This is a genomic window from Cupriavidus sp. PB-02, assembly GCF_058252315.1.
Genome location: NZ_JBXPSX010000003.1, coordinates 536916 through 552664, shown reverse-complemented (window position 1 = coordinate 552664; position 15749 = coordinate 536916). Strand labels below are relative to the sequence as shown.

General features: G+C 58.8%; 12 protein-coding genes and 3 pseudogenes. 3 read left to right on the top strand and 12 right to left on the bottom strand.

Going from position 1 to position 15749, the window contains the following annotated elements; all coding sequences use genetic code 11:
• Positions 1 to 73 precede the first annotated feature (73 nt).
• From AC10V3_RS36945 to AC10V3_RS36935, 3 genes are all read right to left on the bottom strand, one after another.
• A complete protein-coding gene (locus AC10V3_RS36945; protein ID WP_022540298.1) occupies positions 74 to 319 on the bottom strand; it encodes a hypothetical protein in 246 nt (81 codons plus the stop codon).
• Positions 320 to 682: 363 nt separating this feature from the next.
• Complete coding sequence (locus AC10V3_RS36940) at positions 683 to 943, bottom strand: hypothetical protein (RefSeq protein ID WP_022540300.1); 261 nt, start codon at positions 941 to 943, stop codon at positions 683 to 685.
• 118 nt (positions 944 to 1061) lie between these two features.
• Complete coding sequence (locus AC10V3_RS36935) at positions 1062 to 1433, bottom strand: hypothetical protein (RefSeq protein ID WP_022540301.1); 372 nt, start codon at positions 1431 to 1433, stop codon at positions 1062 to 1064.
• 1937 nt (positions 1434 to 3370) lie between these two features.
• Here AC10V3_RS36935 and AC10V3_RS36930 point away from each other — a divergent pair.
• Both AC10V3_RS36930 and AC10V3_RS36925 read left to right on the top strand, forming a co-directional pair.
• On the top strand, positions 3371 to 3889 hold the full coding sequence (locus AC10V3_RS36930) for a hypothetical protein (RefSeq protein ID WP_022540303.1): 519 nt from the start codon (positions 3371 to 3373) through the stop codon (positions 3887 to 3889).
• A 161-nt stretch (positions 3890 to 4050) separates the two neighbouring features.
• A pseudogene (locus tag AC10V3_RS36925) lies at positions 4051 to 4687 on the top strand (transposase); the annotation flags it as partial.
• Positions 4688 to 5172: 485 nt separating this feature from the next.
• Here the strand turns inward: AC10V3_RS36925 and AC10V3_RS36920 are convergent.
• A complete protein-coding gene (locus tag AC10V3_RS36920) occupies positions 5173 to 5517 on the bottom strand; it encodes a hypothetical protein (protein WP_349608176.1) in 345 nt (114 codons plus the stop codon).
• A 645-nt stretch (positions 5518 to 6162) separates the two neighbouring features.
• Here AC10V3_RS36920 and AC10V3_RS36915 point away from each other — a divergent pair.
• Positions 6163 to 7173, top strand: coding sequence for an IS5 family transposase (locus AC10V3_RS36915; protein ID WP_349605742.1), 1011 nt, complete (start codon positions 6163 to 6165; stop codon positions 7171 to 7173).
• Positions 7174 to 7531: 358 nt separating this feature from the next.
• On the opposite strand, the gene AC10V3_RS36910 is transcribed toward AC10V3_RS36915, so the two are convergent.
• The 8 genes and pseudogenes from AC10V3_RS36910 to AC10V3_RS36875 form a co-directional block, all read right to left on the bottom strand.
• Positions 7532 to 8851: an IS110 family RNA-guided transposase gene (locus AC10V3_RS36910; protein ID WP_454752418.1), complete on the bottom strand. Its 1320-nt coding sequence runs from the start codon at positions 8849 to 8851 to the stop codon at positions 7532 to 7534.
• 1720 nt (positions 8852 to 10571) lie between these two features.
• The gene (locus AC10V3_RS36905; protein WP_022540308.1) at positions 10572 to 10811 is read right to left on the bottom strand and encodes a hypothetical protein; all 240 of its coding nucleotides are present in this window, start codon (positions 10809 to 10811) and stop codon (positions 10572 to 10574) included.
• A gap of 41 nt (positions 10812 to 10852) precedes the next feature.
• Positions 10853 to 11377 (bottom strand): annotated as a pseudogene (locus tag AC10V3_RS36900) (ISKra4-like element ISBte1 family transposase); the annotation flags it as partial.
• Positions 11378 to 12057: 680 nt separating this feature from the next.
• Positions 12058 to 12429: a type II toxin-antitoxin system VapC family toxin gene (locus AC10V3_RS36895; RefSeq protein WP_022540310.1), complete on the bottom strand. Its 372-nt coding sequence runs from the start codon at positions 12427 to 12429 to the stop codon at positions 12058 to 12060.
• Positions 12426 to 12623 carry a type II toxin-antitoxin system VapB family antitoxin gene (locus AC10V3_RS36890; RefSeq protein WP_022540311.1) on the bottom strand — a complete coding sequence of 66 codons (198 nt, stop codon included), beginning with the start codon at positions 12621 to 12623 and terminating at the stop codon, positions 12426 to 12428. The genes AC10V3_RS36895 and AC10V3_RS36890 overlap by 4 nt, the downstream gene beginning before the upstream one ends.
• Before the next feature lie 236 nt (positions 12624 to 12859).
• Positions 12860 to 13048: pseudogene (locus AC10V3_RS36885) on the bottom strand (H-NS family nucleoid-associated regulatory protein); the annotation flags it as partial.
• 26 nt (positions 13049 to 13074) lie between these two features.
• Positions 13075 to 14469 (bottom strand): ISKra4 family transposase, encoded by a 1395-nt coding sequence (locus AC10V3_RS36880; RefSeq protein WP_374063813.1) that lies wholly within the window; start codon positions 14467 to 14469, stop codon positions 13075 to 13077.
• A 36-nt stretch (positions 14470 to 14505) separates the two neighbouring features.
• Positions 14506 to 15114: a plasmid pRiA4b ORF-3 family protein gene (locus AC10V3_RS36875; protein WP_349608094.1), complete on the bottom strand. Its 609-nt coding sequence runs from the start codon at positions 15112 to 15114 to the stop codon at positions 14506 to 14508.
• Positions 15115 to 15749 lie beyond the last annotated feature (635 nt).

Sequence of the window (15749 nt, the reverse complement as noted above, 5' to 3'; positions counted from 1 at the left end):
ATTCGTTCAAAAAGCAGCAGCAGTGTCGCCCACTAGGTGAAAAGGCTTGAATGCAAAGCGCTGCTCCACCCGATCAATCATCGTCCTGGTCGAGTTCGCCTCGTTCGTTCGATTGGCCACCGTCCTCGACATCGACGATGATTCCTGCCTGGAGGTCAATCAGACAATTTGTTGAGTAGGCGTAGAAAGCATGGCAGCCCGTGGCCGCGCTACTGTCGGAAGGCGTGACGACGGTGCTGTCAACGGGCAGCTCGCCATCGCGCATGGCAAACAGGTACGGCTGCCGACCGGCCGCTGCTGCGGAGCCATTAATCCCCATCTTTTCTCTGAGCGGTTGTCTAATGGCCTAGAACGTCGAGACGTCCTCTCGAGCCTTCGCCTCACCATAGTCGAGTGCAGCCTCGGCCGTGGAGAAGAGATCAGTGCCTACGTTGAGTTCGTACGATTGCACTGTCACGAAGCCTTCTCTAACTGGCCGCCCGTCCGTGCGAGTTATCTTGTACCGAACTGAATACCCGGCGACATTCGCCGGTCTCTGTGGATCGTGTTTGGGCTCTGCCAAGATCGAAACGCGATGGTCTCCAACGATGACATCTCGACGCATCTTCGTCTCCATGGAGTACAACCATTCCGCTGTTGCAATTTCGATACCGCACCCGCAAAAGCGGGTTGGTGCGACAAATCACTCATCCACACCCAAAATCACATCCACTGCAGCCCTGCCTGCAAGCTCCGCGATGAGATGCGCCCAGCGTCGGCTAAACGGTCCTCCGTGGACTTTCACTCGCTTGCCAATCGCAGCGACCCCAAGCGGCTTCATCGGACCTTCAATCTGAAACCAGGCGTCGAACATATCTTCGGACGTGTTCACAAGGGCAACACGGATTTCGAATCCTCGGTACTCAGTAAGCCAATCCATAGTAGAGCCGAGATCATTCACCATTCGTTTCACCCCCAAAAAAATGCGCCCCGGCTTTCGGCATAGCAAAAACACACGACCCCTGCGAACTCGCTACAGTGGATATCGACTCGGCGCGACGTAAGAGGTACCTCACCGGCGCTCATAGCCATCTGAAGTTGGATTGGCGGGCTGGTTGGCGCGAGGATCCGGCGCTTCGGTCTGGCGTGCCGCCAAACATGAGGCCACCCACGAAGGTGACAACGCTCGCAGCCGGGCCGGCGGAAACCCCGTACGCGAGTATCACCGGCACTGCCGCGATAACACCCACAACAAAGCCACCGATCGCTGTTTCTTCACGATACGTGGTCTGGCTAATTTCCGTCCTCGGCAGCCCTTCAACGGGCTGATTGTCGCCCTGGACGAACCACGGTCCTCCGACGAGTTCAGACCTGTTGAACAACTCGCCGAGCCGCACCTGTGCCAATTTTGCGGTGGCCACATCATTCAACGTGAAATATAGAAGAGTACGCATAGAGTTACCTCACTCCGGCCTGGCCGTTACTCCCCTCGATCCGTCGAAACCATGCAAGGATCTCGGCACGGGGCCCGACTCCCTGGAATTGTCGCGAGTGCAGGTCGGGCCACCCATCATTGACGGCGCGATCCCAGTCGACAACTGGCATAACTGCTGGGGGCGTCGAGTGGGTGTCAAGCGTGCAAAGCCAAATCTTTGCGCACGGTGTCGTAGCGCTTGCATGGCAAGCATGGCCCTGTGAGCCGCTTTCCCAACGGCAACCGACACGATATCCCCCTCATTGTTCATGTGGCCAGCGGTGTTAATCTATTCACCGATCGGTGCGAAGGACAAGCGCCTCTGGCTTTCCGGGTAGCTGGCAACGAAAAGGCGCGACCCGCAGCCGGCATGAATACGCCCCCCCGACGGTGAATTCATGATGCCTGGTCCAGATACGTTGACGGAGGGAAAGATCGATACGAGTGGTAACCTGACAGAAGCGCACATGTATTCATGTCGTAACTATCAGTCTAGATGTCCACAGCATCTCATTCCAGGACCTATAGGATGCTCGACAGGGGCGCGCCGTGTGGGCGGCGCCTCTGCAATCCACTTCTTCGGACGGGATCATTGCCAGTATCGCCGTTGACGCAAGGTGGGTAGTGCCAGACATCGAACGGTAGTTCGGCGACAGGCACTTCTGACAATCGATCGCTGTCGTCCAGTCGATGATCGATATCGATGAGTGCCTCATACTGGATGACAAGGCGGCCCCTTGGGGGTGCGCATTCTAAGCGGGCGGTTGCACAGCACCGGATCTGTCTAGTGAGTGGTCTGAATTGACGGGGGAGGTCAATCGCTCGGAAACGACGAACTGCCGGAAAGTCCTGGCTGCTTCAATGTTTAGCGGAAGTCCGCCATGGGATCCATGACCTCGTAGGACAGGCTCACCGAGTATTGGAGACGGTTCATCTCAAGCCTTGCGTTGACGACGATCTGAAGAAAAGGGAAGAGATCCGGACAGCAAAGATTGCTGTGGGTTGCCATTTCAGTGTAGTGCCAGCGGTGGACGACCGGTCTGCGTTTGCGGGCACCGCGGCTGCGCGGCGCAACGCCTGCCAGGCCATTTTGTAAGGCCGTTGGGCTGAGATACAACGGACACCTATACTAATAGTTGCGGCGTCCCTGAAGCTACGTGCTTCTGGTTCGCCTACCACTCGTTTCCGGGCCTTCCCCCTCGACAACGTCTTTGGACTAGTGACTCCTGAAGTCACTCACGGGGATTCCTGGAAATTTCATGCAAGATGCCACGCGGCGACCTCTGCTCGCTCACTCCTCCAGTAACCAAGGAAGCCGGTCGTTCGCCAGGATCGATGCAATCGATGTCCGGCGATTGGGATCCTTGGCCGCAATACCGATTGCCAGGTTGATTGCCGCCTTCTTTGCTGCTCTTCCGCGTTTCGGGCCGGCCGGGCCGCGATCTCATCGTGACGATGATGCCGTAAAGATCCTCGGCAATGCGGGACGGATGGAAACGATTACCCGTTCGCAATGGAAGATCGGAGCCCACAGCGGTGGCGCTTGGTCACAACGGCCCCACACAGTCAGCCCTCCAAGCAATGAAGGAAATATCGTGCCGAACAATTCTGCGAAAACCACCTACCGGGCCATTCCCGCCACGCGCCTACTGCGCGAACGCCAGGTCGGCCAGTTGCCGAAGGGAAGCATCCAAAGATTTGGATTCATACGATTGGTGGCAATCCAATGGCATCAGGCAGCCATGCTACTGATTGACTGGGATCGCGCTGTCAACGAAGGCTGGCCTAACCTGCGGTCACCATCCTGCCCCAGAGTCAAAGGGCTCTGGAGCCTAGGGCCTAGGCGGGAATCATTCCGCAAACTTCCGCCGATTCGCCGAAGTTGAAATTGAGATTGAGATTGAGTGAGGTAACACCATGCGTACGCTGCTATATTTCAGGCTGAAAGACGCCATCACGGCGAGGCTGGCGCAAGCTCGATTAGGCGAGCTGGCCGGTACATCAGCACTTGTCGCGGGACCGTGGTTTGTCCAGCGCGACAATCAGCCAGTTGACGGATTGCCGAAGATTGACCCCGGCCAGACTACGTATCGCGAAGAAGCGGCGATCACCGGGATTTTCGTGGGCGCGATCGTCGCCGCGCTGGTAATTTTCAGATACGGAGTCTCCGCCGGTACGGGCGCCACTGCCATTGCGTATGTTGGCGCTATCATGCTTGGCGCGATGATCGGCTGGTGGATCGGCGGATTGGTCGGCGCCAAGATTGGCCGTCTCGGCCTGCGGTGGCAGAAAGCGCAAATGGCACCGGGCCAGTTGCTGATGATTGCCAGTTGCGACTCGAAATCCAAGGAATCCATGAAGCAGATGATCAACGAACTGGGCGGTGTCAGTATCGACGAGCACAGCGACCTGATGCCGAACTTCAGGTGGGTATGATTGCCGGAACGGATCTGCCGATGCGGTCCCGGAAATATACGGTACCAGCTAGGAAAAGAGGGCCACTCCGAACTGGCCCCCAAGAAGTTGGACAGTTAAATCGCTAGGCGCCTAAGGGCTGAATCCTGTATTCCACGGGACTCGGCCACTTTTTTTTTGGGGCGTGGGCCGACCACAAGAGCTTTGTACGCAAGGATAGCGGCGACAATGACGATAGCGACGGCGCTAACTTCAAGGGTCGCAAGCGCAGCAACGAGACGCACGAGTCCAAGACCGATCCCGATGCCAAACTGTACCGCAAGGCCAAAATCGCCAGTGAACCGCGCTATATGGGTCATACCCTGAGTGACAACCGCCACGGCCTGGTGGTGAGCGCCATGGTGACCAATGCGGACGGGCGCGCCGAGCGCGAGGCCGCGAAGGTCATGCTCAACGACGCCAGGCAGATGACTGAAGACCTGAATGTGGAAGTCACCGTGGGCGCGAAAGGGCTACGACGCGCAGGAATTCATTCAAGCCTGCCTGAAAATGAGGGTGACGTCCCCACGTGGCACAGAACACCTCGGGGCGACGCTCGGCCGTTCCCGATGCCATTGCTTGCAGCGCCGGTTATGCCATCTCGCAGCAGAAGCGCAAGCTGATCGAACAAGGCTTTGGCTGGGCCAAGACCGTGGGCGCATGCGCCAAATGATGGTGCGCGGACTAAAAAAGGTCGACCAGATGTTTGTGCTGAGCATGGCCGCCTACAACCTCGTGCGCATGCGTTCACAGGGACAAATCCGTCCGCAGTTGCAGTAATCGCGATAATGAGGCCGGAGACGGGCGCAAAATCAACGAAAAAAGTCGATGACGTGACGCGCGACTTCCGGATTGTGAAATATCGCGAACCCACCAGCCTTGCAGGGGGAAGCTTCACCTCTTGCGCCGTGAGTACTTCAGCAGCCGGCCTGTTAGTGGTGTTCAAAACTCGTGCGTCCGCGGGCACTCATAACGAAAGCTTCCAGCGACAATAGGCGCATGAAAAACTGGCGTTGAGCTAGACCTGAGCAACCGCCATGAGATGTGGATTCGCTCCCCTCGCAACGACACATCACAAACCGTTTGCTATGCCGGCATTTAGGTAGAGGATGCGCTTTAGATAGCCTGCCTGCCAGCGAGGTTCCGCTCGACGGCTATCATCGGCCTGGCTCCTGCCCCCATCAGCTCCAACATGCGAAGTTCGGCCGTTGCAGCCGTTCCCACGCTAGGAGGATGGTCCGAAGAAGGGTCGAGGATATCAGGCATTATCCGTTTGTTAGAAATGCGACACGACCGTCCTCCCGCACATACAAGTCTGAGAACGACAGCACAACGTTCAGTTCATCCCTGCACCAATGAAATCCGTCGGGATCACGAGTGGCTTGGTTGATTAACATAATTAAATGATTACCGACCCGAAAGCGATTCTGTGCACTCGCCAGTGCCTTGAATAAACGCTTCCATTTGGTCATGGTATGGCACGGATCAGGAAGTCCGATTTCCTGAAGGAGCCTCCCTATTTGCGGTCCTGTAAGGCCGCGTTCTGCATCTCCGAGGACACGGCATGCCGCTTCGAGGTGCTGCACATTGAAGGGGACGAGGTGCGTCACGAAAATATCTCCTTGCAGTGCTATCAGCCAATCCTGGCTTCCCGCCGCAGATTTGGCCTTCCCGAAGACACCCTGGAGGATAGCTCCGCGTAATCGTGTTGAGGCGACGACTGCCGGTCAGTACGAGCAGGACGGCGCGGCCTCACCAGTTCGGGCCTGCAGGCGGCCTGGTGACCTACATAGTCTCCGCAGCAGCCATGGCGAACTATCGAACCTCGGCCACGCCCAGTCGGCGGACCCCACCGGTGGCCATTATTTTCCAGCGTACCTTCACCCGGAGAGTCCTTTGGTGACTAGTAGGCGAGCTTATCGAGCTCGCGATGCAACGGTCTTGTGATGACTCTGACTATCGGTGTGTCGACACACCTCACCGCCGATTTCCATTCATGCTCTCGCCTTCCATCGCGGCACGCCATTCCTCGTGCGCCTCGATTGGCTCCAATTCCTGGTTGACGAACGAGGTAGCGCGTTCTGCGGCAGAGGAGGCATTGAAGGGGAAGTCACCCTGGCTGTCTTCCAGTACTTGCTCCGCCGGACCGACAACGTCAGCATACGCGCTAAGGAAATGCTGATCAATTCACCCACAGGTCATCTGACGGAAAGCATGGCGCGTTGAAGGTGAAGGCGTTGAAAACAAAGACAAGGATGAAACAAACGAGCTTTGCCGATGTTGAGTTCGCGAAGAAGAAGCGCGTGACACGGCGCGAGAAGTTTCTCGGTGAGATGGATCGGATCGTGCCGTGGGCACGGTGGACCGCGTTGATTGAGCCGCTGTATCCGACGAGCGGCCGTGTTGGGCGGCAGCCGATTGGCGTGGAGAGGATGTTGCGGATGTACTGTCTGCAACAGTGGTTCAGTCTCAGTGACGAAGCCGTGGAAGACGCCCTCTACGACAGCCAGGCGTTGCGTCAATTCGTGGGTGTGGATCTGTCGCAAGAGTCGGCGCCGGATGCGACTACGCTGCTCAAGTTTCGCCGGTTGCTCGAGAAGCACGAGTTGACTGCCGCGATGTTCGATGAGGTCAAGGCCGTGCTCAGTGAGCGGGGGCTGCTGATGCGAGAGGGCACGATGGTCGATGCCACGCTGATCGCGGCACCGAGTTCGACCAAGAATAAGGACAAGTCGCGCGATCCGGAAATGCACCAGACGAAGAAGGGAAACGAGTGGCATTTTGGGATGAAGGCGCACGTCGGCGCCGACGCCGACTCGGGACTGGTGCACAGCTTACACACGACGGCGGCTAACGAAAGCGATATCGCTCACACCCATCACCTGCTGCATGGCGAGGAAAGCCAAGTGCATCTTGATGCGGGTTACACAGGTGTGGAGCGCAGGGATGAGATCAAACAAGCCCAAGGGCAAGGGACGATCCGCGCTGACATAAGCTGGCACGTAGCGGCAAAGCGCAGCAAGGTTGAAAAGATGCCGGCAGGTCGGTGGAAGGACCTGACGAAGGCAGTGGAGCGCAAGAAGGCCCAGATTCGGGCGCGGGTGGAACATCCCTTTCACGTGGTGAAGAACTTGTTTGGTCACAAGAAGACCCGCTACAAGGGCTTGGCCAAGAACACCGCACAGATGTTCAGCCTGTTCGGTCTCGCAAATCTGGTGATCGCCAAAAAGCCGTTGCTGGCGTTTCAGGGGAGCAATCCGTCTTGAACAAGCAAATCGAGCCCGAAAGGGCACGAGATGAGGGGCATGCGGCGCGAAATGAGGCTCAGATCTCTCTCTTCTTCCGCATGGTGAAAATCAGGCACCAAACATCCGTCGACCTCCAGCGCCGCTGCTATTGATCAGCAATTCCCTAAATCTCTGACAAAGGAAATATTTTTCTTGAAACACCGGTAACGACGAATTCCGAAAAAACTCAAGCTTTTCCTCGCAAATAATCCAACCACATAAAAGAAGGCTGTGCGAGGCCCGCCAAGTCGCCACCAGAGGTGCAAATACAGAACCCATGTTGAGGATAAAGAGCGCATACTTGGGTTGGCAATACCTTTCCATGAACCATTGGTTTCTATGCGGCAGTAGGGAGGGGAACTAGCTCCTGGCCGAGTTGTTTGGCCAGGTGCCTGAGTGCCCGCCGTTTGGTTTCGAGGACGCGGGCCTCGTAGTGTGCCAAGCCACTTTCGACGTACTGCATTCCCTTAACCATGACGCGCCAGAAGAGGATGGCCAGCTTGCGTGCCAACGCAATGTTGGCAATCAGTGCGCCGCGTCGTGCTGCCATGCGTCGGTAGAAGCCACCCAAGGCGATGTCCTTGCTACGCGCCAGACTCCGGGCCATCAGGCAGAACAGTCGACCGGCGCGATTGCGGTGGCGTTTGACGCTGCCGCGGCGCTTGCCGCTTTGGCGGCTTCCCGGTGCCAGGCCCATCCATGCGGTGAAGTGTTTCTCGGTAGGCCATCGAGTTAAATCGGTGCCGACCTCGGAGATCAGTTGCAGCACGCTGTATTCGGTGTGGGCTGGCAAGGTGGTCAAGTCCTGCCCGTGGCATATCTGCGTGAGGATGTGACGCAATTGCCCGATATCTGGGGCGTTGGGACCCGGACGTTTGCGTGGCTTGGTGTTGGCGGGATCGGTTGGAGGCTGTTTGTCGTTGGCCTGAGGTAATAAGGCCTGGATCTGGCGGTCGCACTCGGTGATCTGGTGTTGGTAGTGTTCCCAGCTTTGCAAGGCCTGGCGTAGCGCGAATAGGTGTTTGGCATCCCAGGTGCCGCGCAGTGACTCCTTGACCCGCTCGGCCTTGGCGCGCTGAATCTGGATGTCGCATAGCGACAGCAGTCGATCGGGATTGCGCTCACCGTCGAGGATGGCTCGCACCACGGCCAGGCCGCTAGCACCGGTGAGACTGCTGATGACGTCATGCAGCTTGACGTTCATGCGTTCTAGCGCCTTCTGCATGTGCTGGACGTGGCTGGCGGCCAAGGCAATGTGGTCGGCCCGTAGGCGCATATAGTCTTGCAGGTCGCGAATGTGGGCCGGTGGCACAAAGCCGGCGCGCAGGAGGCCGTGGGCGTGCAGCGTCGCTCCCCACTGGCAGTCGAGCATATCGGTCTTGCGGCCGGGCAGGTTCTTGGTCTGGCGGCCGTTGACCATTACCACCTCCAAACCTGCGGCTTCCAGTACGCCATACAAGGGCAACCAGTACACCCCGGTGGCCTCCATGGCGACCGAGCGCACTTGCTGCGCCAGCAGCCAGTCGCGCAGGGCATGCAATTGCGTCGTCACCGTACCGAAGACTGCTGGTGGCCCCCCTGCAATCGACACATGCATTTGTTCGCTGCCCACGTCTACGAAGGCTGCGTGTGCATCCAGAACTGGTAAATCGCTCATGAGTCACTCCTGGCAAGGTGCAAGTCATGGCGTGTCTTGCCGCCAGCCCGGCCGCGTTCAGGGCATGACAAATCTTTCCAACGGGAAGCAGGTGCTCACCAAAATGCGCAATCGTCCGCGAACGGAGCCAATCTACCCACCGGGCAGCTAGCACCAAAGGGAATGACGGCTACGCTGCTTGCGGCATTCCACGTCCTTGATAACACTACACGGTTCATGGTCCGTGCGCAGTTTTGGACGAAACAGGCAGCTACCCATGTGCACGCTTCGGTGCGCCCGGCGCATCTCAGCGCAGGATGTGGCAGCGCTATGTCAGGCCGCGTTGGTCGCCTTGGAATGCACTCCTTCGCGGATTCTGCTGATATTACTTGCCCGATATGGAGGGCTACGACGTCGCACGTTCTCTGCGAAGCAGCCCTGGAACGGCAGAGAGACTCTGAACGAGGTGCTGATTGCTGACATCGATGGATTTACGGGAAGCGCAGTAGTTCACCTCATCTGCAATAGCCTGAAGCAGCCAATGAAGCGGCGATCTTGAGCGTACGCCACCCCAACTTCGTCGGGGCTGAATCTGGCGCGTCACCTGGAACGCTTCCCGCTGGGAACCTCCCGATCGCCGGCCGGCTTATGCGGTCCGATGGCGGTCCGATGCTTCCTCGCCCAACGCCCGAACCGCTCGTCCCCGACGGCCCCTTCCCGGCCGGCCATGAGCGGCCCTTCCACTTGACTACTACGCGCACGTTTGAAGGTTGGCTCCACGCTGACAACGGACGGTTGACTTTCCACGTTGCAAGAACTGACGTCGACGATATAGTCACACAGTCTCTTTTCCTTCTACGAGAGGACCGCGTGCCCATGTTCAGTCGCCCGACGCGGCAGTGTGGACTTACGGGGGGCAAGTGCCGCTACCTCTGCGAGGAAATAAACAGGCATAGTTCCTTCGATGAGCGTAGCGATCTGGAGTGTTTCGCAAGACCTGGGATACCAGCTTGGAGCCGGTGTTCGCCTTTCAGTACCCCTGCCCCGCTTCGAATATTGTTTCCACAAGACTACGACCTGCTGTTTAGCGACGATCCTTGGGGCGAACGAGAAGGTGCAAGCGTCCAAAGCCAGAGAGGCATTGCATGTGCGTCAATGCCACAATCAAGGGCCTTATAGCGCGGACCAAAGTGAAGTGGCGAGCTAGGGTGGTCATACTTACGTCATTTTTTCAACCGCTGTTCCGGGAACAGCCTTTACAAAAGTTCCCGGATAGCCATCTAGTTACGCACCGTCGGTGTACCCGTCGCGGTTGGTGATTCGCGCCCCATCGGAAAATACATTTCGCCTGTCCGTGACCGCAGCGCCATCGGTGTAGACGTCAAACTTTGTAGCTTTCCCTCCATCGGTATAGGGGTCACGTGGCCCCACCGGTCCGGCATACGCCCCCGCGGCGCCAAGTGCGGTACCCAAGACAGCGGACAGTACGAGTTTCTTAAGCATGATTCCACCTCCTATTAGGTGGTTACATTTTTTCCCCCAGCAAGTTCAAGTTCCAGTATAGGTGCGCTTTGACGAATTTTTTGCATTGCACAAATTTATACTTGGCACGCCCCGCCCGTTTGCGAACGATGAGCGGCCCGGCACGGACAGCCAGGCGAATTTCTTCCGCTATGCACCACGGGGTCTGAAATGCTGGAAAGAAAACGTTCTTACAAGGGATTCCACGTTGGAGACCGCGCTAAAGCGGGGGCAGACTAAGCAACAAGGCGGTGGCCCTTCTCCCGGGCGATGGAGGGATACCATCGTTCAACGTGAGATCGGAACTGGTCATTGAGCACGGCAGTCCGGATTTGTAGAAGTTCGTGCGGGTGCCGCGGCCGCCCATGTCGGCAATGGCCTCGGGCATGGCCGCCCGGCCGCCGCCAAGGAAGGCCAGACCGGACAAGTCGCGCGTATCGATGCCGGAGAAGAAAACCATCGCCTTGCCGCTTAGTCAGCCCCCGGTTTGGCGCGGTCTCACAGGGACTTCCCGACGATCACTTCAAACCAGCCATTCTGGCGGCGCCGGTGGCCCGCTAGCCGAAGGTAGCCGCCGTCAATGCCGACCGCGCGGATCGGACTGGGCTCCGGGATCTCGGACGAACCGACGCTCGCGGCCACCTCCGCCTGCTGCCGGGCGTCGGTGGCCTGTTCCGCTTCCAGCCGGCGACCGAGCGTGGTGACCTGGCGCCGGATTGAGCTGGCTGCCAGCACATGATCGAGCGGCAATACCTCTTGCAGGACGTTGACGGTCAGACCATACGACATCAACGCTGCAAACTTGACCTCGAGATACTGGAGTTCGGGACTGACCCGCTCAGGCAAGCAGTTGGCGACCGGACTGAAGGTGGGGGCGTTGCCCTGGCATTGCCGACAGGGATACAGCCTGGGACTGTCAATCGACAGTCGCCCGAACGCGCTCCGGAAGACCAAGTGATGGTGGCCCTTGCAAGCCAGCTGCGCCCCGCACGTGGGACAAACGCTGGTCCGGGCAACTGCCTCGGCCCAGGATCGGAAGCCATGCGCGCATTTTAGGTGCCTCATTGGCCTCTCAGCAGTAGTCCCATCGTTTGCCCCCGATTTGGCGCGCTCTCTACGCGCGAGGATGGATTGCCGGAGGGACGCCTATTCAGCGATGCGTTCATCACTGCGGCCAGTGGCGCGAAGTACCTGTCTAGAGACTTGTCAGCGGGAGCGTCCACTGGCCATTCCGATTCTTCCGCAATGACTGCAAGCCTACCTTCGTAGACCTTCATGCCGCTCTTGCCCTACCCATACACATACGCATGTGTATGCGTATGGAGTGAGCTAACTTAGGTCAAGGCCGGTTATCGGCCAGAGTATTAGGGTTTACGCGCAACGTAGCCGACCCCACCTCCAGGTATCGTCACATTGACCGCCTCTTCTCGGGCGCGCGTTTGACGCTCAGCTCGTAAGGGCCGCCTTTGTGCGTCATGATGGAGGCACGTCTGGGGCATCAGACCGCGATACATGCGACGGTCCATCGCAGCGCCCTTGTCATTCGCCCACTGTAATTCGATGTAGCCTTCCAGGGCCGCGACTGTCTTCGGGTGGCTCAAATAGATGCAGCGCTGGCGGCACCCGTTGTGATGGCGCCCAGCAGGCTCACTTCTTCGCGGATTTGGCCTGAGGGTTGAAGCACGTCAGCCACCTTTTTCCGTTATCTAGTGCGCGAGCACCGCGCCGAGATTGAGTTCATCGGCAACTTTCTTCAATCGCTTGTCGCGCGTCCAGATGGTGATGCCTGGTTGTAGGCGCGCGGACGCCAACAGTGACGTGTCGACATATCCTATTCCACGATTGAACAAACCTTCGCGCTCGATCAAATAAAACGTCTCCTCCGGCGTTGCAACTGGCGCGCGCGGCAGATCGAGCAACGCGCCAAGCACGACGTCACGGTCACGCAGACTACCGAGCGAAATCTCGCCTATCACATATGGATGAGCCAGCACGCACTCCTCGGCAAGCAGGCTAATCAGCATAGGATCAGAAGCGTTGATGTGGTCAATCCAGACCGACGTGTCGACAAGAATCATTCGATGTCCTGCCGGCGACGCGGCGCCCCCTTGATGCCCGGTTGGCTACCGCCAAGATTCGCGAGTCGTTTCGCGGCTTCACGCTGGATCAAGGCCTTTAGCGCTTCGCGCACGAGTGCCGTTTTCTCCTCCAGGCCCGTATAGGCTTGAGCCTTGGCGATCAAGTCGTCATCAAGCGCAATAGTCGTACGCATGGGAATCTCCGTAAGTATGCACTAATGATAGCATCGTTTGATGATAAAAATAGTGCATTGCGAAGTCTCGTAATGAGCGCTTTTTGCCGCGACATTCCGATGCAGTTGCACGCGAGAACGGCGAAAACCGCCCGCGAACACAGACGAGATATCGCATCCTCGGAAAAATCCAAAGGCGGTCAGCAGAAATTCCGGCTTATAGAAGACGACCGCCCCAAGCTAATCCGCGGTCGAAGCTATCCGATCCGGAAAAACTCCACGCTCTGCCCCGCATTGACCGCCCGCCGCAGCCAATCGGGCATCTCGCCCTGCCCGTCCCAGCGCATTCCCTGGGCGTTGCGGTAGCAGACCGCGGCCGGCGGCGGGGGCTGCGGCGGCGGTTCAAAGCACCCCGCCGCCTCCAGTTCCTCCATGGTCAGCCCATAGGAGACCGCGCCAAACCGGGGGCTGACTAAGCGGCAAGGCGGTGGTCTTCTTCTCCGGCGATGGAGGGATACCAGCGTTCAACGTAAGAACGTAGCTGGTTATTGAGCACCGCGGTCCGGATTTGCAGTAGGTTGTGCGCGTACCGAGGCCGCCAAGCCATCTGCTGCCGTTTGACGAACCGCTTGCTGACCACCTGGTTGACGGCTGACTCGACAAAACCTGAGGCAATGGGCTCGCCATGCCGATAGCGGTCACCGTAGTTCACGATGAAGTACCGGTTGTTGTCCAAGTAGACAATGAACTCCTCGAGCTTGCCAAGGAGTTTGGCCTCCTCGGGGCTGGCCTCAGCGTCCAGATCCCAGCCCAGGCTTTCCAGTCGGCGCAACGCCGGATAGGGGCAGCCGTGCCACAGGTGCCACTTGGAGCTATGCAGCGCCTTGATCAATTCCGCGTTGCTGGGGCCGCCGTGGGCCGGCCGGCCCTTGATCATCTGTTCGAGGTTCTGTACCCGCATGGCGATGTGGAACCAATCGAGAACGTACTCACCGCGGTCACCAAAGCCGAGTTGGGCAAACCGTACGGTATCCCCGCCGTCCGACAGGAAGGTGACCGGCTGACTTGGTTGCACACCTTCTCGTAGCAGGAAGTTCCACATACGATCGGCCGGTCGACGCTCCAGCTTGTGCACGTAGGCAAAACTATGCCCGCCATCCTGATCCCGCAGGGACTTTCCGACGATCACTTCAAACCAGCCATCCTGGCGGCGCCGGTGGCCGGCCCAGCGAAGGTAGCCGCCGTCAATGCCGACCGCGCGGACCGGACTGGGCTCCGGGACCTCGGACGAACCGACGCTCGCGGCCACCTCCGTCTGCTGCCGGGCGTCAGTGGCCTGCTCCGCTTCCAGCCGGCGACCGAGCGTGGTGACCTGGCGCCGGATCGAGCTGGCTGCCAGTACATGATCGAGCGGCAATAATTCCTGCAGGACGTTGACGGTCAGACCATACGACATCAACGCTGCAAACTTCACCTCGAGATACTGCAGTTCTGGACTGACCCGCTCAGGCAAGCAGTTAGCGACCGGACTGAAGCTAGGTGCGTCGCCCTGGCACTGCCGGCAGGGGTACAGCCTCGGACTGTCAATCGACAGCCGTCCGAACGCGCTACGGAAAACCAAGTGATGGTGGCCCTTGCAAGCCAGCTGCGCCCCGCACGTGGGACAAACGCTGGTCCGGGCAACTGCCTCGGCAACCTGTGCCGTGACCATCGTGCGCTGCAGCCGGCCCAGCAATGATTTCGCCTCCTCCAGATGCAGCCCCAGCGAGCCCACATCAAGGCCATCTCTCTCGAACTGGGCTATCTCGGTGACGGTGGCTGGCACGCCTCCATCGTCCTGCACTACGAGTTGTAAGCTGACACGCATGGCCGCCCTCCTCCCTTGGAAGCTGCGGCGACCAGTCTACCCCTCGAGCTCTCGCAACCGATCATTGACGATCCGACGATCAAAGCGACGATCCAACCAAATCAGCCACCTATCGACCTCGTCGCGCAGGTCTTCCAGCACGATTGGCCCTTCGCGCAGCGACTCGATCCAATCGAGGAATTCATACTCACTGTGTTCGTCCCTGGCCTCCAGATACCTCTCGATTCCGCCAATGTCCTCGGACGGGCATGGCCCGCAACCCGGCACGCAACGGGGCAACTGGCCAGGCCGTTGCCGCAGCATACGCCGCTCCATGCGTATCTCGTGGCGCCACCACGCGTTGAAGTCATACACATAGACGAAGCCTTCGTGTTCTCGGAGATGAAACGCGGTCAGCGGCAGTTCGCTGGCGACTGTGCAGAACTGCAAGACGCCCTCATGAGCTTCGCCGTAACGCCTGCCACGAATACTGAACGTGTGCAGATGTTCGTCGGCCCAGCCCATGACGACCTGGATGACATGGTGCAATCGCCCGAGCGTCAAGTGCTCGGGAACGAGGACGCGTCGCCAAACCGGCGGGCTCAGGCCGCGCAGAGCAATTCGAAGTTGAAGGACGGAGATCGCCGGCCCAGGATCGGAAGCCATGCGCGCATTGTAGGTGCCTCATTGGCCTCTCAGTAGCGGTCCGGCCGTCAGCCCCCGTTTTGGCGCGCTCTCCTACACGGGCTGGTGTCAGCAGCTGCGCGTCGTGCATCTCCATACATTCGGTCGATAAGGCCTGCGTCTGAGTCTGTGGCAAAAAATTCGACATGACACACCAGCCATTGACGGCGAGCGCACTTGTCGCGATGTCGAATTCGCTGGATCGGGAATTCGTCGAGCCATCGATTGCCTGGTCCGGAGCGGCGTCGCCGATCAGGCAATCAACCAGCCGTTCGATTTCCGCTTCAGTCAGGGGGTGTTCCAGAAACGCATTCCTTCTTATTTGCTCTTCCGCTCGCGGCGAGATCGAGTACTCGCTCGAGTCTGCTACAAGCTGGTCAAAACCATCAAGCGTTGTTGGGGTCGCGTCGAACGCGGGCATTGACACGCCCCGGACCCAGGAGGAAGAGCCGGGTCGAGATAGTCGATCTGTCGGGACAACGGCGCAGTCTACACGAGTGGGACAAACCGACCGTTGATCCTCGGCTCGAGCGATGGCCTGGGCCGACGCCTATTACGTGACAACGGCCATTGGGGCAACGTCGGACCTAACGGCGGCATCGGGTCGCAAGCGGAAG

Bases quoted from the DNA above. Each gene is read 5' to 3' on its own strand.
- AC10V3_RS36945 (WP_022540298.1), bottom strand. From the start codon at position 319: ATGGGGATTAATGGCTCCGCAGCAGCGGCCGGTCGGCAGCCGTACCTG.
- AC10V3_RS36940 (WP_022540300.1), bottom strand. From the start codon at position 943: ATGGTGAATGATCTCGGCTCTACTATGGATTGGCTTACTGAGTACCGA.
- AC10V3_RS36935 (WP_022540301.1), bottom strand. From the start codon at position 1,433: ATGCGTACTCTTCTATATTTCACGTTGAATGATGTGGCCACCGCAAAA.
- AC10V3_RS36930 (WP_022540303.1), top strand. From the start codon at position 3,371: ATGCGTACGCTGCTATATTTCAGGCTGAAAGACGCCATCACGGCGAGG.
- AC10V3_RS36915 (WP_349605742.1), top strand. From the start codon at position 6,163: ATGAAACAAACGAGCTTTGCCGATGTTGAGTTCGCGAAGAAGAAGCGC.
- AC10V3_RS36910 (WP_454752418.1), bottom strand. From the start codon at position 8,851: ATGAGCGATTTACCAGTTCTGGATGCACACGCAGCCTTCGTAGACGTG.
- AC10V3_RS36905 (WP_022540308.1), bottom strand. From the start codon at position 10,811: ATGGTTTTCTTCTCCGGCATCGATACGCGCGACTTGTCCGGTCTGGCC.
- AC10V3_RS36895 (WP_022540310.1), bottom strand. From the start codon at position 12,429: ATGATTCTTGTCGACACGTCGGTCTGGATTGACCACATCAACGCTTCT.
- AC10V3_RS36890 (WP_022540311.1), bottom strand. From the start codon at position 12,623: ATGCGTACGACTATTGCGCTTGATGACGACTTGATCGCCAAGGCTCAA.
- AC10V3_RS36880 (WP_374063813.1), bottom strand. From the start codon at position 14,469: ATGCGTGTCAGCTTACAACTCGTAGTGCAGGACGATGGAGGCGTGCCA.
- AC10V3_RS36875 (WP_349608094.1), bottom strand. From the start codon at position 15,114: ATGGCTTCCGATCCTGGGCCGGCGATCTCCGTCCTTCAACTTCGAATT.